General features: G+C 67.9%; 17 protein-coding genes. 14 read left to right on the top strand and 3 right to left on the bottom strand.

Annotated features, from left to right (window positions below):
• The first annotated feature begins 262 nt into the window (after positions 1-262).
• From ACW17X_RS08045 to ACW17X_RS08030, 4 genes are all read left to right on the top strand, one after another.
• Positions 263-3,238: a TonB-dependent receptor domain-containing protein gene (locus ACW17X_RS08045; protein WP_492100413.1), complete on the top strand. Its 2,976-nt coding sequence runs from the start codon at positions 263-265 to the stop codon at positions 3,236-3,238.
• Positions 3,239-3,374: 136 nt separating this feature from the next.
• The gene (locus tag ACW17X_RS08040; RefSeq protein ID WP_492100412.1) at positions 3,375-3,734 is read left to right on the top strand and encodes a PadR family transcriptional regulator; all 360 of its coding nucleotides are present in this window, start codon (positions 3,375-3,377) and stop codon (positions 3,732-3,734) included.
• Positions 3,735-3,760: 26 nt separating this feature from the next.
• A complete protein-coding gene (locus tag ACW17X_RS08035) occupies positions 3,761-4,873 on the top strand; it encodes an HAAS signaling domain-containing protein (RefSeq protein WP_492100411.1) in 1,113 nt (370 codons plus the stop codon).
• 78 nt (positions 4,874-4,951) lie between these two features.
• Positions 4,952-6,727: an SLC13 family permease gene (locus ACW17X_RS08030; RefSeq protein WP_492100410.1), complete on the top strand. Its 1,776-nt coding sequence runs from the start codon at positions 4,952-4,954 to the stop codon at positions 6,725-6,727.
• 43 nt (positions 6,728-6,770) lie between these two features.
• Here the strand turns inward: ACW17X_RS08030 and ACW17X_RS08025 are convergent, their stop codons facing one another.
• Together ACW17X_RS08025 and ACW17X_RS08020 are read right to left on the bottom strand one after the other, a co-directional pair.
• The gene (locus ACW17X_RS08025; protein ID WP_492100409.1) at positions 6,771-7,088 is read right to left on the bottom strand and encodes a hypothetical protein; all 318 of its coding nucleotides are present in this window, start codon (positions 7,086-7,088) and stop codon (positions 6,771-6,773) included.
• 102 nt (positions 7,089-7,190) lie between these two features.
• Complete coding sequence (locus ACW17X_RS08020) at positions 7,191-9,821, bottom strand: M14 family metallopeptidase (protein WP_492100408.1); 2,631 nt, start codon at positions 9,819-9,821, stop codon at positions 7,191-7,193.
• A 122-nt stretch (positions 9,822-9,943) separates the two neighbouring features.
• Here ACW17X_RS08020 and ACW17X_RS08015 point away from each other — a divergent pair, with 122 nt between their 5' ends.
• The 3 genes from ACW17X_RS08015 (at position 9,944) to ACW17X_RS08005 (ending at position 12,004) form a co-directional block, all read left to right on the top strand.
• Entirely contained in the window at positions 9,944-11,023 is a 1,080-nt protein-coding gene (locus ACW17X_RS08015; protein WP_492100407.1) for a bifunctional transcriptional activator/DNA repair enzyme AdaA, read from the top strand.
• The gene (locus ACW17X_RS08010; RefSeq protein WP_492087807.1) at positions 11,016-11,540 is read left to right on the top strand and encodes a methylated-DNA--[protein]-cysteine S-methyltransferase; all 525 of its coding nucleotides are present in this window, start codon (positions 11,016-11,018) and stop codon (positions 11,538-11,540) included. Before ACW17X_RS08015 ends, ACW17X_RS08010 begins: the two co-directional genes overlap by 8 nt.
• Before the next feature lie 65 nt (positions 11,541-11,605).
• Positions 11,606-12,004, top strand: a complete 399-nt coding sequence (locus ACW17X_RS08005; protein WP_492100406.1) for a host attachment family protein — start codon at positions 11,606-11,608, stop codon at positions 12,002-12,004.
• Positions 12,005-12,061: 57 nt separating this feature from the next.
• On the opposite strand, the gene ilvA is transcribed toward ACW17X_RS08005, so the two are convergent.
• A complete protein-coding gene (gene ilvA, locus ACW17X_RS08000; RefSeq protein ID WP_492100405.1) occupies positions 12,062-13,576 on the bottom strand; it encodes a threonine ammonia-lyase, biosynthetic in 1,515 nt (504 codons plus the stop codon).
• A gap of 433 nt (positions 13,577-14,009) precedes the next feature.
• Between ilvA and ACW17X_RS07995 the strand changes: the two genes are divergently transcribed.
• The 7 genes from ACW17X_RS07995 to nadC all read left to right on the top strand — a co-directional run bounded on the left by ACW17X_RS07995 (position 14,010) and on the right by nadC (position 20,075).
• Positions 14,010-14,711 (top strand): hypothetical protein, encoded by a 702-nt coding sequence (locus ACW17X_RS07995; RefSeq protein WP_492100404.1) that lies wholly within the window; start codon positions 14,010-14,012, stop codon positions 14,709-14,711.
• Positions 14,704-15,414, top strand: coding sequence for a hypothetical protein (locus ACW17X_RS07990; protein ID WP_492100403.1), 711 nt, complete (start codon positions 14,704-14,706; stop codon positions 15,412-15,414). The genes ACW17X_RS07995 and ACW17X_RS07990 overlap by 8 nt, the downstream gene beginning before the upstream one ends.
• The gene (locus tag ACW17X_RS07985; protein WP_492100402.1) at positions 15,407-15,616 is read left to right on the top strand and encodes a helix-turn-helix transcriptional regulator; all 210 of its coding nucleotides are present in this window, start codon (positions 15,407-15,409) and stop codon (positions 15,614-15,616) included. The genes ACW17X_RS07990 and ACW17X_RS07985 overlap by 8 nt, the downstream gene beginning before the upstream one ends.
• 84 nt (positions 15,617-15,700) lie before the next feature.
• Positions 15,701-16,792, top strand: a complete 1,092-nt coding sequence (gene nadA, locus ACW17X_RS07980) for a quinolinate synthase NadA (protein WP_492100401.1) — start codon at positions 15,701-15,703, stop codon at positions 16,790-16,792.
• Between the two features lie 54 nt (positions 16,793-16,846).
• A complete protein-coding gene (locus ACW17X_RS07975; RefSeq protein WP_492100400.1) occupies positions 16,847-17,704 on the top strand; it encodes a metalloprotease in 858 nt (285 codons plus the stop codon).
• The gene (locus ACW17X_RS07970) at positions 17,704-19,218 is read left to right on the top strand and encodes an L-aspartate oxidase (RefSeq protein WP_492100399.1); all 1,515 of its coding nucleotides are present in this window, start codon (positions 17,704-17,706) and stop codon (positions 19,216-19,218) included. The genes ACW17X_RS07975 and ACW17X_RS07970 overlap by 1 nt, the downstream gene beginning before the upstream one ends.
• On the top strand, positions 19,215-20,075 hold the full coding sequence (gene nadC, locus ACW17X_RS07965) for a carboxylating nicotinate-nucleotide diphosphorylase (protein WP_492100398.1): 861 nt from the start codon (positions 19,215-19,217) through the stop codon (positions 20,073-20,075). The genes ACW17X_RS07970 and nadC overlap by 4 nt, the downstream gene beginning before the upstream one ends.
• Positions 20,076-20,079: the final 4 nt, after the last annotated feature.

Raw genomic sequence — 20,079 nt, 5'->3', positions numbered from 1 at the left:
TTCGATGAACGGCCCGATTTCGCGTCAAATTTTCAACACGCTTCTGTCATCGTGATGTGGCGGAAATGTAACGTCATTGCGTGGAAAGTGGCAGGAAGGCGACCGCATCCCTGTCCCATTGTGTCCGTCGTTCTATAAGAGCGTCATCGGTTCGCCCGTTTCGACGAGGCGGCGCGTGATGATTTGAAAGAGGGGCGTACGGAATATGCTGCAATTCAAGAACCAACTGCTGGGTTCGACCATGGTCGCGGGCCTAGCGGCCGTGGCTGTGATCGGCTTCGCGCCGACGGCGTTCGCGCAATCGACGGCAACCACCACCGACCAGGCGGATGAAGCCGTCGCTGTCGAAGAAGTCGTCGTTGTCGGTTCGCGCCTGCGCCGCGACAACTATAATTCGCCGTCGCCGGTTCAGGTGGTGACGCGCGACGAAACCACGCTGGCTGGTTTCGCCTCGACCACCGATGTCCTGCAGGGCACCGCCATCTCCGGCGGTACGGACCAGATCAACAACGCCTACGGCGGCTATGTCACCAACGGCGGCCCCGGCGCCAACACCCTGTCGCTGCGCGGCCTGGGCGCCACCCGCACCCTGATCCTGCTGAACGGCCGTCGCGTTGCGCCAGCGGGTTCGCGCGGTTCGGTGGGTTCGACCGACCTGAACGTGCTGCCCTCGGCCATGGTCGAGCGTATTGAGGTGCTGAAGGACGGCGCCTCGTCTATCTACGGTTCTGACGCTGTCGCCGGCGTCGTCAACATCATCACCCGCAACAATATCGACGGCCTTACACTTGAGGCGCAGTATAACGCTCCGCTTGACGCAGACGGCGAAGGTCAGCAAGGCCGTCTGTCGATCGTCGCCGGGACCAGCGGCGATCGTTGGCATGTCGCCGGTTCGGCCGAGTATATGAACCGTGAGGAAATGACCTTGGGGGCGCGCGACTGGGCGCGTTGCGCGGTCGACGGCTACGCTGACGGTTCCGACTTCATCGATCCGATGACCGGCCAGCCGAAATGCTATACGATCGACGGCGGCGGGGTAACGATCAACACCATCGGCACCAGCGCATTGGCCGGCGTTCCTGGCCCGGGCAATTCCTCGACTGCAGGCGCCTTCACGCGCTGGCGGCCGAATTCGGCCGTGACGACTGGTCTCGTCGGGTTCGAAGGCGTGGGCTATTACGACCGCGACAGCTTCGAAGAGGACATGCTGAAGGAGTCGCTGATGTCGCCGGTTACGGTGACGACGCTGTATACCGAAGGCGCTTATGACTTGCAGGCTTTGGGCAATGCAGAGTTGTATGGTGAAATTCTGTTCAATCGTCGCGAGTCGTCGCAAGTCGGTTATCGCCAGCTGTCCCTCGACTACTACCGCGGCAACCTGCTTATCCCGTCCAATCTGACCGCTTCTAACTTCTCGGCAAATCCGGCCGGGGGCTTGAGCCCCACGACCGGACCTTTCGCTAACGCTCGCGTCGGCGTTCGCGCCTTCGTCGGTTACGGCCTGTATGACAGCGAGCAGACCGTTGACTTCAATAAGGAAGTTGTGGGCATTCGTGGCGACTTCATCGTCCCGAACTGGCGCTATGACGCCTATGCGAGCTATACGACGTCCAAGGCGGAGTATATGTTCGAGCAGTTCATTACTGATCTGCTTCGGAATTCTCTGGATGTGGTCGTCGCGCCGGCGGGAACCCCGGCAAGCCTGACCCGCACGGGCGTTCTGTCCACCGGTTTGACCGGGACCGTGACCTGCCGTGTCAACATCACCGATCCGACGGCGGGCTGTATTCCGGCGCCCTTCCTAACATCGGCCACGGTCGGGGGCGATTTGCCGGAGGATTGGAAGAACTATGTCTTCCGCCCGATTACCGGCACCACAGAATACACCGAGAAGGTCGTCAGCTTCGGCCTCGACGGTCCTTTGTTCACCCTGCCGGCAGGTCAGGTTTCGGCCTTCGTGGGCGCCGAATGGCGTGAAGCCGAGATCGACGATACGCCCGCCCTGGATATGCAAAATTCGAATATCTATGGCTTCTCGACCGCTGGCATTACCCGGGGTTCGGACCAAGTGTGGGAAGTGTTCGGCGAGTTGGAAGCGCCGCTTTTGGCCAACCTGCCCTTCGCCCAGGCCCTGACCCTCAGTGCCTCGGCCCGCTACACGGATTATGAGTCGTATGGCGAAGACACGACCTACAAGATCGGTCTGGTCTATACGCCGGTGAACTGGCTGTCGCTGCGCGGCACCTACGGCACCTCTTATCGCGCGCCTGCGCTGTTCGAACAGTTTGTCGGCGCCACCAGTGGCTTCATCGCAGGCTCGAACGATCCTTGCTCGGAACAGTCGCCGAACGATCCTGCCGCTGTCGTCGCCAACTGCGCCAGCGAAGGTCTGGGTTCTACGTTCGTTCAGACCAGCAGCGTTCGGGTGATCACTTCGGGTGGAGCTGTTGCCGGTCTTGAGGCTGAAACCTCCGACAACATGACTGTCGGCGCAATCTTCCAGCCGACCCTGCCCTCGGGCTGGGGCGACCTGTCCTTTGCCGTCGATTACTACGAAATCCAGGTCGATAACGGCGTGTCGAGGATCGGATCGGGCGCGATCATGAGCTTCTGCTACAACTCGTCCGCGTCTGATTTCGCATCCAACTCTGGTTATTGCGCCCTCGTTGAGCGTGATTCCGTAAACGCCCTGACGGTCTATGACAGCTACGTCAACGTCGCGACGGATGTGGTGAAGGGGCTGGATTACACGGCTCGTTATCGCCGAGATTTCGGACCGGGCACTGCCCTGTTCAACTTGAACGTTACGCAGATGACCGAGCGCTACAGCACGCTGTTTGCTGACGATCCCATCTATGATGAGGTCGGCACCATCGGCACGCCCGAGTTCTCGGCCACGTTCGACGCCACCTATTCGTGGGATAACTGGCGCGTTCGCTACGGATTGGAGTGGATCGCAGCGTCCGGCTACGAAGACTACTATCAGAACCGTTACGGCCAATCCCTGATCAATGACTACGGCATTAATAACGAAGTTGACGACTACTATCTGCACAACGCGTCTATTCAGTACCGCACCGACGAATGGTCTGTGACGGCTGGTGTTCGCAATCTGTTTAACGAAGATCCGGCCTATATCACTGCTGGATACGCGAGCCGCGTCGGTAATGTGCCGTTGTCGTCGAGCTACGACTACTTCGGCCGTTCGGCCTTCATCAATCTGACGAAGTCGTTCTAAGTCGAACGCCCTTCTTGGGGCTGAAATAGGGGCGGCGGACTTCGGTCCGCCGCCTTTTTTCGTGTCTGAAACACTGGCGACAGGGTTCGCTTGACACTCTCGCACAGTATGCCGCATACACTGTGTGTCGCACACTATGCGGCGCGTCGGTTGGAGCGAGCGGGTGAGTCAGGATGAGGAACTGCTGTTCGAGAGCTTGCGGCTGGAGCTGCGGCGGGGGTCGTTGATCCTGGCGGTGCTGGCGAGCTTGCGGCGCGAGCAATACGGCTATTCGCTGCGGGTGGCGCTGGGCGAGGTCGGGGTCGAGATGGAGGAGAGCACCCTCTATCCGCTGCTGCGCCGGCTGGAGAGCCAGGGGCTGCTGGACAGCGAATGGCGTGAGGAGGAGCGGCGCAAGAAGCGGTTCTACCGCCTGTCGCCGCGCGGGGAGGCCATGCTGGCGCGGCTGGCGGCCGAATGGCGGGGCCTGTCGGCCTCGCTGGAGAAGATGCTGTGAACATCGGGAAAGAGGGAGAGCGTGGGATGGACCTGGTTGAATCCTATCTGAAGGCGGTGGCGGCCCAGCTGCCGAAGGCGACGCGCGACGACATCGTCGCCGAGCTGCGCGACGAGATCATGGGGCGGCTCGAGGCGCTGGAAGAGCGGCTGGGCCGGACGCCGAGCGACGACGAGGTCGAGGCCCTGCTGCGCGAGGTCGGCCATCCGCTGACGGTGGCGGCGCGGTATCGGTCGGGGCCGCAGGCGCTGATCGGGCCGGAGCTGTATCCCTGGTGGCTGTTCGCGGTGAAGACGGCGCTGCTGGTGATGGCGTGCGTCACCCTGATCGGGGTGGGGGTGCAGGTCCTGACCGGCGACGTCTATGCGGGGCAAAGCCTGGGCGAGGTCGTCGGCGGTCTGTTCAACGGGGCGGTGTCGGTGATCGGGGTCGTGACCCTGATCGGCTTCGTGCTGGAGCGGCAGGAGAAGAAGCCCGACTTTATCGCCAAATGGCGGGTCAAGGACCTGGGCCTCTTTGAACTGGGCGGCGACTTGGACGCCGAGACCTGGGGGCAGAGGCTGGCGCGCGGCGGGGCGACGCTGCGTGAAGGCGTGGCCGCCAAATCGGGGCCGGAGGTGCGCAAGAGCGCCGAGATGTCGCCGGTCGCGCGCGCGGTGTCCAGCGCCATCGCCTGGGCGGTGCTGCTGCTGTGGTGGACCGGCCTGCTGCCGGTGGCCTCGATCCGGCCGGACGAGGTGGCGGGGGTGCTGGACGGCGTCGACTACGGCCGGATCCTGGCCGAGATCGTGAATGCCGCCTACTGGCCCGTGACCCTGTTCGCGGCGGCCAAGGTGGTGTTCGACCTGATGCGGGCGGCGTCGGGCGGCAATGTGCGGCTGACGGCGCTGGGCGACATCGGCTTCGGGGCGGCGGCGGCCTGGGGCGTGGCGTGGCTGTGGTTCTGGTCGCCGCTGACGCCGGTGATCTGGGTCGGCACGGTGACGGAGTTCGCCGAGCGCCTCCAGTCGACCTTCCATCGGACGGCGGGCGACGGGGGCGGGCTGGCGGCGATCCTGATGCTGATCGTGGTCTGGGCCTTCCTGGGCGAGATCTGGCGCATCTTGCGGGCGGCGGGGCGACTGGTCGCGGGACGATGAAGGGGCGTTGAACCTCCGGCCGGTTTCGCCGTTGCTGTCGATCGGCGGCGCTGGGCGGCCGGGGGCGAGAGCATCTGAGTGACACTACAACAGGGTTTGGCCTTCGGCCTCGTCGGCCTGACGGTCGCGGCCTTCATCTGGGGCCGGTTCCGCTATGACCTGGTCGCGGTGGCGGCCCTGGTGGCGGGGCTGGCCATCGGGGTGATCCCGGCCGAGGCGGCGTTCGAAGGCTTTTCCAACGATGTGACGGTGATCATCGCCTGCGCCCTGGTGGTGTCGGCGGCCTTCGCCAAGTCGGGCATCGTCGAAATGGCCCTGAAGCGGATCATGCCGTATCTGAAGACCGAGCGGTCGCAGGTGCCCGTGCTGACCACGGCCGTGACCCTGTTGTCTATGGTGACCAAGAATGTCGGCGCCCTGGCCATCATGATGCCGGTCGCGTTGCAGGTCAGCCGGCGCACGGGGACCAAACAATCGCGGCTGCTGATGCCCATGGCCTTCGGCGCCATGGCGGGGGGTATGGTGACCCTGGTCGGGACCGCGCCCAATATCCTGGTGGCCGAGGTGCGCCAGGACATGATCGGCGAGCCGTTCCGCATGTTCGACTATGCGCCGGTGGGCCTGATCCTGACCGGGGTGGCTCTGGTGTTTCTGGCGTTTGGGTATCGGCTGTTGCCCAAGGATCGGACGGGGAGCATCGGCCTGTCGGCGGCTCTGTCCGCCAACGCCTATCTGACGGAGGCGAGGGTTCCGGACGACTGGACGATGGAGGCCAAGGCGATCAGCGCCTTGAAGGCCATGGCGCCGGACGAGATCCAGGTCATGGCCCTGATCCGCGACGGCAAGCGCAAGACCCGGCCGCGCGGCAACACCCTGGTCCGGGCCGGCGACACCCTGCTGATCAAGGGGGATCAGGAGGCGCTGGAAGGGTTTATCGACGCCACCAAGCTGAAACTGGTGCGGGGCGATCGGCCGGTGCTGCTGGAAGAGGCAAAGGACGAGGTCAGCCTGGCCGAGGCGGTGATCGGGGCGGACTCGCTGTTGATCGGGCAGTCGGTGCGGTCGCTGGACCTGTACGGCCAGCATGGGCTGAACCTGCTGGGCGTGTCTCGCAGCGGCTATGAGCTGACCCAGCATCTGCGGACGGCCAGGCTGCAGGCGGGGGACGTACTGCTGCTGCAGGGGTCGGAGGCCGGCCTGCCCGGGCGGTTGGCGACCCTGGGTCTTTTGCCCCTGGCGGAAAGGGACATGCGGCTGGGCGGTCAGCGGCGCAAATTCCTGCCGGCCGTGGTGCTGGCGACGGCCATGGTGATGGTGGGGTTCGGCGTGATCCCGGTGTCGATCGCCTTCTTCGGCGCGGCGGTGGTGATCGTAGCCCTGGGCGGGCTGAAGATGCGCGAGGCCTATGCCGCGCTGGACGGGCCGCTGCTGGTGCTGATCGCCGCCTTGATCCCGGTGTCGGACGCGATCCAGCAGACGGGCGGGGCGGATCTGATCGCCGGAGGGCTGAAGTCGATCTTCCAGGGCATACCGCCGGTGGTGGCGGTGGCGGGGATGATGTTCGCGGCCATGGCGGTGACGCCCTTCCTGAACAATGCGGCGACGGTTCTGGTGGTGGCGCCCATCGCCGCGACCCTGGCCCAGCAACTGGGCTATCGGCCGGATCCGTTCCTGATGGCAGTGGCGGTGGGGGCGGCGTGCGACTTCCTGACCCCCATCGGGCACCAGTGCAATACGCTGGTCATGGGGCCGGGCGGGTACAGGTTCTCGGACTATCCCAAGCTGGGGGCGCCGTTGAGCCTGCTGGTGCTGGTGATCGGTCCGCCGGCCATATTGCTGTTCTGGCCGATGTAGGACGCGCCGGTCCCTGCGAGCTGGGACCGGCGCTTGATGGTGCTCAGGTGGAGCGGGTGGGGGCGGCTGCGCAGGTCAGCCGACCATTGTCGTTCTGAATCTGGGCCCCCCGGCAGCTGCGAACACTCAGGGTCGAGGAGACCGATTGGCCGTCCTTGGCGATACAGCGCGCGCGCAGGCGATCGCCGTTGAGGCTGATGCTGCGGCAGGTCTCGCGATAGGCGCCGACCGGCAGGGCGCGGCCCGAGGCGGCGGGCTCCGGGCTGGGACGATCCTGGGCCGTGGCGGTGAAGGCGACCAGGCCGGCGGCCCCCACGGCGGCGCCGATGGTGGCAAGGGTGGAAAGAGACAGTCGTATCAAGGCGTAGCTCCCGTTTTTCTATTCGCGCCTCTGCGGGCGAAAAACGAGGTTATGCCCCTCTGAGCCTGTGTCCAGCCCTGATCGCGATCAGGCTCTGGGACCTTACCAGCGTGGCGAGACGTGGGCCGGCCCCTTGAACGCCGCATTGGCGAACAGGGGCTTCAAGCCTTCCAGATAGCCGCGAACCGTGGGGTCCTGGGTGAAGGCGATCAACTGGCCCGAACCCAGGGTCTCGACCATGACGATCGGTTTGAAGCCGAGCTGGGCCTGGTTCTCGGCCCACAGCTGGCCCGAGGCCAGCAGCCGGTCCGAGCCCTCGAACCGCACGGCGTTGACGCCCTCGCCGCGTTTCAGCGGGGCGTAGATGTCGGCGCCGCGCACCAGGATGTTCAACTCGGACGGCAGGCCGGCGCCGATCCAGTGGTCGGGATCGACATGGGCGCGGGCCAGGACGCCGGCGACCGAGTCGGGCCCGTGGTCGCTGTGGGCCAGCAGGGCGGCGTAGTCGGTCTGGTTGGCGATCCGGGCGGGGCTTTCCGGCTTGCCTTCGTCCTTGTCCGAGGCGCCGGTCTCGCGGCGGGAGGCCAGCATGTCGCTGTCGGCGTCGGTCAGCAGGCGGGTGGCGGTTCCCAGGCTGATCAGGGTGCCGCCGCGCGAGACCCAGTCGTGCAGGGCCTTGACCCCGGACTCGCCCAGGGCAGAGGCGTAGTTGCGGCCCTCTGGCAGGATCAGGACCTGGTATTGCGACAGGTCGGCCTCGCCGAAGCTGGCGGCGCGGATGGCGGTGACCGGATAGCCCAGGTCGCGTTCCAGCAGCCAGCGGGTCGCGCCGGCGGCGTCGGGGGCGGTCGGGCTGTCCCAGGCCAGGGCGATGCGCGGGGCGCGCAGCCGCACTACGTCGCTGGAGCCGAAGCCGGCGCCGCGCTCGACCCAGGATTCATCGACGCCGATCACCTCGGCGCCGGTGTCGGCGGCGAGACGGTTCAGGGTGGCGACCAAGTCGGCGGGGGCGCCCGCCTTCGGAAGGATCAAGGTGCCGGCGGGCCAGTTGCGGCCGTTCTGGGTGAAGGGTTGGTCGGCGGAACTGATCGTCAGCCCGGCCTGGAGCGCGGCGGCGAGGAACCGCGGCTGGCTCGATCCGGGCGCGACCAGGAAGCCGTAGCGGGCCTCGGCGTTCTGGACGGCGGCGGGCGTGACCAGTTCCGGGCCGCGCGCATCGACGGCGACGCCGGGCGCGCTGTCGCAACGGCTCGCATCGACGCCGAACATCAGGGGCAGGGACCAGGCGGTGACGTCATAGATCTCGTCGCCCAGGCCGCGCGCGCGACGGCGTTCCTGCTCGGCCAGGAAGGCGGGCGGGATGGGCACGTCGCGGGTCAGCAACACCTCGGCCATGCGGCGCTGGGGCTGGGCCAGGTTGATCACATAGTCGCCCGCGCGGTGTTGGCCGGCGCAGGCGAAGGCCTGGCGTGCGACCCCGACCTCGATGCCCGAGCGGACCAGGAGGCCGGCGAGACGGTCGGCGGCGGCGGGATCCGAGGCCCGCGACAGGACATAGGCGCCGCGTCCCGCCACGCCGTCGCGGTGATAGGCGTAGAAGTCGTTCAGCAGGCGGTCGTGATTGTCTGAGGCCGTCTCGATCGTGGCCAGTGTGGCGGTCAGGTGGGCGCGGACGGTATCGGCGTAGGTGAAGATCTCCCCGGAGCTGCGCCGGGCGGCCAGACCCCGCGCCGATCCGACTTCGTAGGTCATGGAGACGGCGCCCAGATAGCCGGGCCAGCCGTCGCCGTAGCCGGGATAGAAGGCGTCGAAGACCTTGCGGTTGAAGTAGGGCAGGCCGGCCGCGTCGAACCGGGCGCCGGTGTTGCGGCCGAACAGGGCGCGGTTCTCCAGGGTGCGCGGCCAGATCCACGGGTTCAGCGGCTCGGCCTCGGGCGGGAAGAAGAAGGTCTCGTCCGAACCCATTTCGTGGCTGTCGACGACGACCTGGGGGCGCCATTCGCGGACCTGGGCGGAATGACCCTGGGTCTCCGGCTGGGTCTGGATGAACCAGTCGCGGTTCAGGTCGAACAGATAATGGTTGTAGCGGCCGCTGGGCCATGGCTCGTCCCGCTCGGCCGAGGCCGGATCGGGATTGGGCAGGGAGCCGCGACCGGAGGCGAAGCTGTTGAGGAAACGCTCGCGCCCGTCCGGGTTCTGGGTCGGGACGAAGACGACGACGGTGTTGGCCAGCCAAGCCTGGGCGGTCGGGTCGGTCAGCAGGCGGCGGGCGGCCTCCATGGCGGCGTCGGCGGGGCTGATCTCATTGCCGTGGACCGAATAGGCCATCCAGACGAGGACCGGCTGGTCCGCGATGATGGCGGACGCCTGCTGGGGCGAGGTGAGGCGTGGGTCGCCTAGGGCGCGGGAGGCGGCCTTGATCTGGTCCAGCCGGGCGATGTTGGCGGGCGATCCGACGGCAGCCCAGAACAGGGGGCGGCCTTCCCAGGTCTTTGCATAGTCGCCGATGGCGACCTGGTCGGGGGCGGCGGTCTTCAGGGCCTCGAAATAGCGGCGCACGTCGGCGGCGCGGGTGATCTCCTGGCCGCTGTCATAGCCGAGGGTCTGGCGCACGGTGGGGATGTCGGCGGCGGTCTGACGCGCCGAGACGGGCTGGACCGCGAGCAAGGCGGCGGCGCAGGCGCCGGCCAGGGCGAAAGCGAGCGGACGCACGGAACGACGATGACTGGACATGAACTAACCCCCCGGGAAGGCGTCACCTTAACCGCAGGGTTGGAAAAGGAAATGGCGCCTGCTCGCTCATTCATGTCCGAAAACCGCGAGACATCGTCGGGCCGAGCCGCCATCTTGGCGTCATGGAACAGACGCTGGATCAGGAGGCCTGCTGGAGAGCCTTGGGGGCGCGGGACGCCCGGTTCGACGGGCGGTTCTTCACGGGCGTGACCTCGACGGGGATTTACTGCCGGCCGGTCTGTCCGGCGCGGACGCCCCGGCGCGAGAATGTGGTGTTTCATCCCACGGCGGCCTCGGCGGAGGCGGCGGGGTTTCGCGCGTGCCTGCGGTGTCGGCCCGAGACGGCGCCCGAGATGGGGGCGTGGCGGGGGACGTCGAACACCGTCAGTCGGGCCCTGGCCCTGATCGAGGCGGGGGCTCTGGACGGGGGCGACGCCGATGCCCTGGCGGCGCGGCTTGGTGTGGGGGAGCGGCATCTGCGGCGGTTGTTCCGCCAGCACCTGGGCGCGGCGCCGGTCAGCGTGGCCCAAACGCGGCGTGTCTTGCTGGCTAAGCAGTTGATCCACGAGACCGACCTGTCGATGGCCGAGGTGGCGATGGGCTCGGGTTTCGGCAGCGTGAGACGGTTCAACGAGACGTTTCAGGCTCTGTACGGGCGGCCTCCATCGGAGCTGCGGCGGCGCACGGGAGAGGGCGAAGGCGGGGGCGCGGTGAAGCTGGGCCTCGCCTATCGACCGCCCTATGACTGGCCCGCGATGATGTTGGCTTTGGCCGCGCGGGCCGCGCCGGACGAGAGCGTGGTGGACGGGGTCTGGCGGCGGCGGCTGCGGGTCGCGGTGGACGGGACGCAGGGCGAGGTTTCCGTGCGGCCTGTGGCAGAGGGCAAGGCGGGGGTGGAGGCGCGGGTGGATGAGCTGAAAGCTCTGCCCGGGGTGCTGGCGCGGGTGCGGCGGGTGTTTGACCTGGCTGCCGATCCCGAGGCGATCCGGCGCGATCTGTCGGCGGATCCGGACCTGCGTGCGGCGCTCGAGGCCTGGCCGGGACTGCGGCCGGCGGGCGACTGGATCGACGCCGGGGAGGATGCGCCCAGCGACCGGCTGGCGACGGCGGATGCGGCCCTGGCGGCGCGGGCCGAACGGTGGCGGCCGTGGCGGGCCTATGGGGCGCTGTACTGGACCATGAAGGAGACGGGCGATGCCTAGACAGTCGATGACCTTGACCCTGGATCGGATCGGCTCGCCGGTGGGCGAGGTGCTGGTGGCGACCGATGGCGAGGGGGCGGTGCGGGCGCTGGACTTCCACGATTACGAGGAGCGGATGCGGCGGCTTTTGCGGCTTCACTATGGCCCGGTCGAACTGGTCGAGGGGCGGGCGCCGGAGGCGGTGCGCCGGGCGGTGGAGGCCTATTTCGGCGGTGATCTGGCGGCGTTCGACGGGGTGGCGGTCAAGACCGGCGGGACGGTGTTCCAGCAGGCGGTGTGGGCCGCGTTGCGGACCATTCCGGCGGGGGAGACGCGCAGCTACGGGCAGCTGGCGGCGGCGATCGGGTCGCCCAAGGCTGTGCGGGCGGTGGGGCTGGCCAATGGCTCCAACCCGGTCGGGGTGATCGTGCCTTGCCATAGGGTGATCGGGGCGAACGGGACCCTGACGGGCTATGCGGGCGGGCTGGAGCGGAAGCGCTGGCTGCTGGCGCACGAGGCCGGCGGGCGGCTGCTCTGATCGGGGAGGCAACGGCATCGGTCCCCGACCGTTACCCAAGTCCACAGACCGAAAGAGTATCGACGATGAAACTATCCAATGGCGCCCTGGTGGCCGTGGTCGACGGCGAGAAGCTGGCCCTGTTCAAGAACACCAATGCTCAGGAGATCCGGCTGACGGCCCTGGACACGCCGGAGATCGAGGATCGGGTCTCGGGGTCGGCGGGGCGGCGCTCCAGCGAGGCTAACCCGGACAATGATACTCAGGCCGAGGACGGATTCGCGATGGGCGTGGCCGAGGTGCTGAACAAATGGTCCCTCACCAACAAGATCGACGAGCTGCTGGTCATCGCGGCCCCCAAGACTTTGGGCGAGCTGCGCAAGCATTGGCATAAGGATCTGCAGGGGAAGCTGGCCGGCGAAATCGCCAAGGACCTGACGGGGCATAGTACCGATCAGATCGCGACGGCTATCGAAAAGGCCTGATTTATTAGGTGGTTAATGGAAAGGGGCGGCCGGTGACGGTCGCCCCTTTTTCGTGGCTTAGGTGCCGTCCAGGAACAGGCGGCAGGCGGGGTTGGCGGTTTCGTCGACGTAGGGGTAGCCCAGGTCGGCGAGGGCGGCGGACAGGTGGGCCTGTTCTTCGGGGGGGACGCTGACGCCGGCCAGCACCCGGCCGACGTCGTCGCCGTGGTTGCGGTAGTGGAACAGGGTCAGGGCCCAGGCGGGCTGGAGGCTGTTGAGGAAGCGCAGGAAGGCGCCGGGGCGTTCGGGGAACTGGAAGCGCAGGATGCGTTCGTGCGGCAGGCCGACGGTGCGGCCGCCGACCATGTAGCGGACGTGCAGTTTGGCGGTCTCGTTGTCGCTCATGTCCTCGACGGCGTAGCCGCTGGCGCGAAGAGTCGCGATTAAGTCGTCGCGCTCGTGCGGGCCGTTGCGCAGGGCGACGCCGACGAAGATCTGGGCCTCGCCGTCGCCGGACCAGCGGTAGTTGAACTCGGTGACCGAGCGGCCGTCGAGACTGTCGAGGAAGCGGCGGTAGTCGTCGCGGTCGTCCTTCATGGCCACGGCCAGCAGGGCCTCGGCGCCCTCGCCGATCTCGGCGCGTTCGGCGACATGGCGCAGGCGGTCGAAGTTCAGATTGGCGCCCGAGTTGACGGCGATCAGCGTGCCCGCGCCGGGGTGGGCGGCGGCCCAGGCCTTGAGGCCCGCAAGCGCGACGGCGCCCGAGGGTTCGGCGATGGCGCGGCTGTCGTCGAAGATGTCCTTGATGGCGGCGCAGATGGCGTCGGTGTCCACCAGGACGATCTCGTCCAGCAGGTCCTTGCACAGGCGGAAGGTGTGATCCCCGGCGCGGCGCACGGCCACCCCGTCGGCGAACAGGCCGACCTCGTTCAAGGTCACCACCTCGCCGGCGTCGATGGACGCCTTCATGGTGGGAGCATCCACCGGCTCGACGCCGATGACGCGGGTCTCGGGGCGCAGGAATTTGAGTATGGCCGCCATCCCGGCGGCCAAGCCGCCGCCGCCGATGGGCACGAAGACGGCCTCTATGGGGTCGGCGTGCTGACGGGCGATCTCAAGCCCCACCGTGCCCTGGCCGGCGATCACGTCGGGATCGTCGAAGGGGTGGATGAAGGCCGCGCCGGTCTGGCTCTCCACATAGCGGGCGTGGGCGTAGGCCTCGTCGAAACTGTCGCCGTGCAGGACCACTTCGCCGCCCAGGGCGCGGACGGCCGCCACCTTGATGCCGGGGGTGGTGGTCGGCATGACGATGACAGCGGGGATGTTGCGGCGGGCGGCGGCCAGGGCCACGCCCTGGGCGTGATTGCCGGCCGAGGCGCAGATGACGCCCTTTGACAGTTCGGCCTGCGACAGGCCGGCGATCTTGTTGTAGGCGCCGCGGATCTTGAACGAAAACACCGGCTGCAGGTCCTCGCGCTTCAGCAGCACGGGGCGTTCCAGCCGCGCCGACAGGCGACGCAGCGGATCGAGGGGCGTTTCCTCCGCCACGTCATAGACGCGGGCGGTGAGGATGCGGCGGATGGTGTCTTGCATGGAAATGTCGGGAAGGCGGCGTTCTGAGGAATGAAGTTGGCCGCTGTCTAAGCGAACCTGCCGGGCTTGGGAACGGTTCTTGCCGTTTGCGGCGACGGTGTTTGGCGCAAAAACAGGGTGACAAAGCGCCAAACGTGCCAAAGGCGCCAAACCGACGCCCACGAGCGGCTGCCGGAGGGGGCGATCAGGCGCAGAACTGGAAAGGGCGGCTTTCATCGCGTCTATCATACGGGTGGTCCGCGCTCGGGCTTGAAACTCGCCTCGACAATTCCGCAAGGCGTTGAAATTGCGAAGCGGCGACCAGCGGCATTGTGGGCGATGGGCGGCTGAACCTCTCACAGGACGGCGCGGGGAGCGGCGCATGCAAACGACCCTCTTGACGGGGTTAGTAACCCATAGGTTATATGTCACCTGTAGGTGACGTGAGGCCGTTATGGACGATCAGGAAAGACGAGACGTACGGGCGAGAGAGCGGAGGCGCACACAGCGTCTGGCGATCTGCGCCGGTCTGGGCGGAGCTGGACTGGCCCTGCTGGTGACCGGCCTTCTGGTCATGGAGGAGTGGCCGGCGAATCCCGAGATGGGGCGTCTTATCGGCGGCTCGACGATGGCGGCGGGCGTCGTCGCCATGATTGCGAGCGCCTTCTTTGCGCGGCGCTTCCTGCCCAATGCAGACACGTTCAAGCTGGAGACCGGCTCCGGCTATCGCGACAAGGTGCAGCGGCAACGGGCGCTTTCGATGGCCTTCATGCCGATCACCGGCGCCTATCTGACCTTCCTGTCGGTCAAGGCCGGCTGGGGTTTGGCGTCTGGCGCGCCGGGTGGGGTGGATTATCTAATGGTGGCGGTCGGTCCCATGGTCGCGGGCCTCATGCTGCTGATGGTCGCCGGGCTGGATAATCCGCGCGACAGGCGGATGAAGCGGCTGCTCGAGGACGAGCTGACCCTGTCGTTCCGGCACAAGGCGCTGGCCATGGCCTTGGGCGTTGCCGCCGTCGGGATGGTCGGCGTCTTTGCGCTGGGGCTCTGGCGGCCGGCTGCGGCGGTCGCGGCCTTGCCGGCCCTGCTCTACCTAACCGCCACGGCGGCGGTGTTGCGCTATTATCTTCTGGATCGCGAGGCCGACCGTGGGTGAGACGGACTGGAATGCGGAGCGGATCGCTCTGTCGAGAACGCGGGCGCGGGCGCGGTTGAAGCGTATGAGGCGCGAAGGCCTGATGCTGGCCGGGCTGGCCCTAGCCGCCTTCGCGTTGATGATCGTGGCGGGGCAGCTTAAGGGCTCCGCGCTGTTGTTTATGGCGGCGTTCGGGTTTGGTCTGGCTGTCCTGGGTCTGACCGTGGTTTTGGCGTTCGATCTTTGGGGGCGGCGCGAAGCGGATATCGAGGCCGTGGCGGGCGGACTGGACAGGGATCAGGTTCAAAGCGCCGAGGCCTTGGGCCTGGTCTTTTTGGCGGCGCTTGGTCTGCTTTATACGGCCTTCGGCGTGGACGCGGCCTGGCGGATCGCGTCCGGCGTGGGCGACTTCGACGACTGGAAGTCGGCGGTGGGGGGCGTGGCGATGCCCTTGGCCGTCATGGGCGTCATATTGGGGGGCAAGGTGTGGCAAAGGCGCGCCGGGGCCCTGCCCAAGGCGGCCGACGAACTCACGATCCATTTCCGCCGAAGCGCGACGGCTTGGGCGTTTCGGGTGTCGCTGGCGTCGGTGGCCGTTCTCTATGTCGCCGGTCTTTTTCAGCCGCCCCTGACGGTCGCGGGAATGCCGGTCGTGTTCCAGGCGGCGGCGATGACTGCCGCGCTGCGCTACTGGTGGCTGGATCGGCAGGCGTCGCGTGGCTGAGCCTCGGCTAGCTGTGCGGCTGAAGGAGGTGCGGACGGCCGCTGGTCTGACGCAGCAGGAGCTGGCGGACCGGGCCAAGCTGTCGCGCAAGACGGTGAATACGATCGAGAACCGGGTCTTCACCCCGTCCGTGGTGGTGGCCCTGACCCTGGCGAAGGCGCTGGATGTTCCGCTGGGCGATCTGTTTGAACTGATCGACTGAACAATCCGCTTGCGTACGGCCTCCATCGGCCTACATTGGATGTGCTTATGCTAACTTTGAGCATAAGGGTCTAGGGAGACGGTCATGGCGGAGGGTTCGACCCTTGGGGCCTTTGGTCTGACGAAGGAACTGGAGCGGGAGACCGCCGGGGTGTGGGCGAAGGTCAAGGACCACGTCACGCCGCTGGAGTGGCCCGCCCAGGCGCGGTTGATCAGCGAGATCAACCGGCTGAAGCGCGAGCGCGACGCGGTGATCCTGGCCCACAACTATATGACGCCCGAGATCTTCCACGGGGTCGGCGACTATGTCGGCGACAGCCTGGGCCTGGCCAAGCAAGCATCGATCTCGACAGCGAAGGTGATCGTCCAGGCGGGCGTGCACTTCATGGCCGAGACCTCGAAGATCCTGAGCCCGGAAAAGACGGTGCTGATCCCGGATCTGCGGGCGGGATGTTCGCTGGCGTCGTCGATCACGGGGGCGGACGTGCGGCTGATCAAGCAGCGCTATCCGGGCCTGCCGGTCGTGACCTATGTGAACACCACGGCCGATGTGAAGGCCGAGACCGACATCTGCTGCACCAGCGCCAACGCCGTTCAGGTGGTCGAATGGGCGGCCAAGGAATGGGGCGTGGATCGGGTCATCCTGATCCCCGACGAATATCTGGCGCGCAATGTCGCGGCCCAGACGACGGTCGGGATCATCGCCTGGAAGGGCCGCTGCGAGGTGCACGAACGGTTCACGGTGGACGACATCGCCGAGATGCGCGCCGCCTATCCGGGGGCCGAGATTCTGGCCCACCCCGAATGCCCGGAAGACGTGCTGGCGGCGGCGGACTTCGCCGGTTCGACGGCGGCCATGACCGACTATGTCGAGGCGCGTCGGCCCAAACAGGTGGTGATGATCACCGAATGTTCGATGGCCTCGAACGTCGCCGGGGACGTGCCGGGTGTGCAGTTCATCGGCCCCTGCAACCTGTGCCCGCACATGAAGCGGATCACGCTGCAGAACATCCACGACTGCCTGCTGCACATGCAGTTCGAGGTGACGGTGCCTGAGGCGATGATCGAGCGCGGGCGCATGGCCGTGCAGCGGATGATCGACCTGCCGCCGCCCGTCGTTCCGGCCCGCTATGACCTGGTCAAGGCGCGGCATCACGTCGATGTGGAGCTGATCTGAGGCGCGGCGTTCGGTCCCCTCGCCGGGAGCGCGCGCGACGCCCATCTGGACGCCATGAACAACACAGACACACCCGCCCGCACACCCAGCCGCACGCCGGGTCCTTGGGACATCAAACCCGAGGAGGTCGCCGTTCGCGAGGCGCAGGCCCAGCCCGCCTTCGAGGAGCCGGTCGAGAAGGACCAGAGCCTGGTCTGGGCCCTGCTGTCGACGGCCCTGATGGCCGGCTTCCTGTGGTGGATCACAGGCAGCGCCATTGTGGCGGGGGCGGTTCTGATCGGTCTGTTCGTCCATGAGGCGGGGCACGCCGTGGTGATGAACAAGCTCGGCATGGGACCGGCGCGGATCTACATCATTCCCTTCCTGGGCGGATTGGCCAAGGCGCGGCGGGCGGCCAAGAGCGAGTGGGACGGGGTGCTGGTGTCGCTGGCCGGGCCGGCGTTCGGGCTCTTGGCCATGATCCCGTTCGTCGGGGTGTGGATGGCCACAGGGCAGGGGGAATGGCTGATGGGCGCCTTCTTCATCGCCATGCTGAACCTGGTCAACCTGGTCCCCGCGCCGCCGCTGGATGGGTCCAAGGCCCTGGGGCCGGTGCTGACGCGGGTGCATCCGCGGCTGGAGCAGGTGGTGCTGCTGGCCATCGGCGTGGCCGTGGTCTGGTGGGGGCTGTCGACGGGCCGGTTCATCCTGGCCGCCTTCCTGGCTCTGTCGGTGTTCAGCCATATGAAGCGCGGCGTCTGGCGCGCGGCCTGGGGCACGCTGAGCTGGCCCGAGGCGGGCAAGAGCCTGGCGCTTTATCTGCTGACCCTGGCCGTCTGTGCGGCGGCGGCGGTCGGCGCCCTGATGCCCATGGTCGAAGGCGATCCCGCGAGCGCGGTGCGCCTGGGCCTCAACTCTCTCGGAGTGCGGTGATGAACCGAACGCGACATGACGGGCCGCTGATCGTCGGCGCGGGTCTGGCGGGGCTGTCGGCCGCGCTGGAGGCGGCGCGGGCGGGGGCGAAGGTGCTGGTGGTGACGCCGGAGCCCTTGCTGAACGCCTGTTCCTCGGCCTGGGCGCAGGGCGGGATGGCGGCGGCCCTGACGGCTGTGGATTCGGCCGACCTGCACGCGAAGGACACCGAGGCGGCGGGCGCGGGCCTAGTCGAGCCGGGCGCGGCCCAGGCCCTGACCGGCGCGGGGCGCGAGACGGTGGAATGGCTGGCGGCCCAGGGCGCGCCGTTCGACCGGGATGCGGATGGCGGTTTCGTGGTCAGCCTGGAGGCGGCGCATTCCGTGCCGCGCGTGGCGCGGGTCGGCGGCGACGGGGCCGGGCGGGCGATCCTGTCGGCCGTGGTGGCGGCGGTGCGGGCCGAGAAGCTGATCGAGGTCTGGGACGACGCGCGGCTGAAGGGCCTGGTGCAGGACGCCGACGGCCGGGTGGTCGGGGCGGTGGTCGAGCGCGGCGGCCGGTTGGTCGAGATTACTGCCACGGCGGTGGTGCTGGCCACCGGTGGGGCGGGCGGCCTGTTCGCCGCGACGACGACCCCGTCGGCGCTGAAGGGCGAGGGGATGGCGCTGGCGGCGCGGGCGGGGGCGGAGATCCTGGATCCCGAGTTCGTGCAGTTTCACCCCACGGCCATAGACGTTGGGCTGGACCCGGCGCCCCTGGCGACTGAGGCGCTGCGCGGGGAGGGGGCGCGGCTGATCGACGGGCAGGGGCGGTTCCTGCTGGGGGCTGAGGACGACGCCGACCTGAAGCCGCGCGACGTGGTGGCGCGGGCGGTGCATGCGGCGCGGATCGACGGGCGGGGCGCCTTTCTGGATGCGCGCACGGCCATAGGCGACGCGTTCCCGCATGAGTTTCCGGCGGTGTTCGCCGCCTGTATGCGCAGCGGCCTGGACCCGCGCCTCAGCCCGATCCCGGTGATGGCGGCCTGCCACTACCATATGGGCGGGATCGCCGCCGACGCCGATGGGCGTACCACGGTCGCGGGCCTGTATGCGGTGGGGGAATGTGCGGCGACGGGGGTGCATGGCGCCAACCGGCTGGCGTCCAACTCCCTGCTCGAGGCGGCGGCGTTCGGGCGGCGCGCCGGGCGGGCGGTGGCGGGCGAGGCCGGCGGCGGGCGCGCCCTGCCGGTCGTCGCGGCGCCGGACCTGCCCGAGGCGGCCCTGGCGGAGCTGAGGGCGGGGATGACGGATCATGCGGGAGTGGTGCGGACTGCGGACGGCCTGGCGGGGCTGATCGCCCTGATCGACCGGCTGGAGGCGCAGTATGGACCGGCGGCGGCCTTGCTGGCGGCGCGGCTGATCGTGCAGGCCGCGCTGGACCGGCGCGAGAGCCGGGGCGGTCATTATCGGGCGGATTATCCGCAGACGAACGCGGTGGCGGACCATACGCGCGTCCGGGCGGCGCGGGCGGCGGTGCTGGAGGCGGCGGAATGAGCCGCGCCCTGCCTGACGTGTTGATCGAACCGGTCGTGCGCATGGCCCTGGCCGAGGATCTGGGGCGGGCGGGCGATGTGACCGCCCTGGCCTGTATTCCGCAAGGGGCGCTGATGAAGGCGGCCTTTGTCGCGCGCAAGCCGGGGGTGCTGGCGGGGATCGACTGTGTGCGGCTGGCGGTGCTGGCCATGGATCCCAAGGCTTCGGTCGATGTGCGGCTGAGGGATGGGGCGGCGTTCGAGGCGGGGGCGGTGCTGGTGGTGGTGGAGGCCGATGCGCGCGCCTTTCTGTCGGCCGAGCGGACGGCGTTGAACCTAGTCGGGCGGATGAGCGGCGTGGCGACCCTGACGCGGGCCTATGTCGAGGCGGTGGCCGGGACCGGGGCGAGGATCGCGGATACGCGCAAGACCACGCCGGGCCTGCGGGCGCTGGAGAAACATGCGGTGGCCTGCGGCGGGGGGATGAACCACCGTTTCGGCCTGGATGACGCCATCCTGATCAAGGACAACCATGTGGCCGTGTGCGGCGGGGTCGCCGAGGCGGTGCGCCGGGCCAGGGCCTTTGCGCCCCATCTGATGAAGGTGGAGGTCGAGGTGGACGGGCTGGATCAGCTGGACGCGGTGCTGGACCTGATCGCCGAGGGCGTGGCGCCGGACGTGGTCATGCTGGACAACTTCAGCCTGGCGGACCTGAGGACCGCCGTGGCGCGTGTCGCCGGGCGGCTGACGCTCGAGGCGTCGGGCGGGGTCGATCTGACGACCGTGCGCGCCATCGCCGAGACCGGTGTGGACGTCATCTCGGTCGGCGCACTGACCCATTCGGCGCCCGTGCTGGACATCGGCCTGGACGCGTTTTGAACCT

It is taken from the genome of Brevundimonas sp. FV1ye4L (assembly GCF_058681255.1).
Note: the sequence above shows the minus strand (reverse complement) of the source record. Positions and strands in the feature narration are given on the sequence as shown.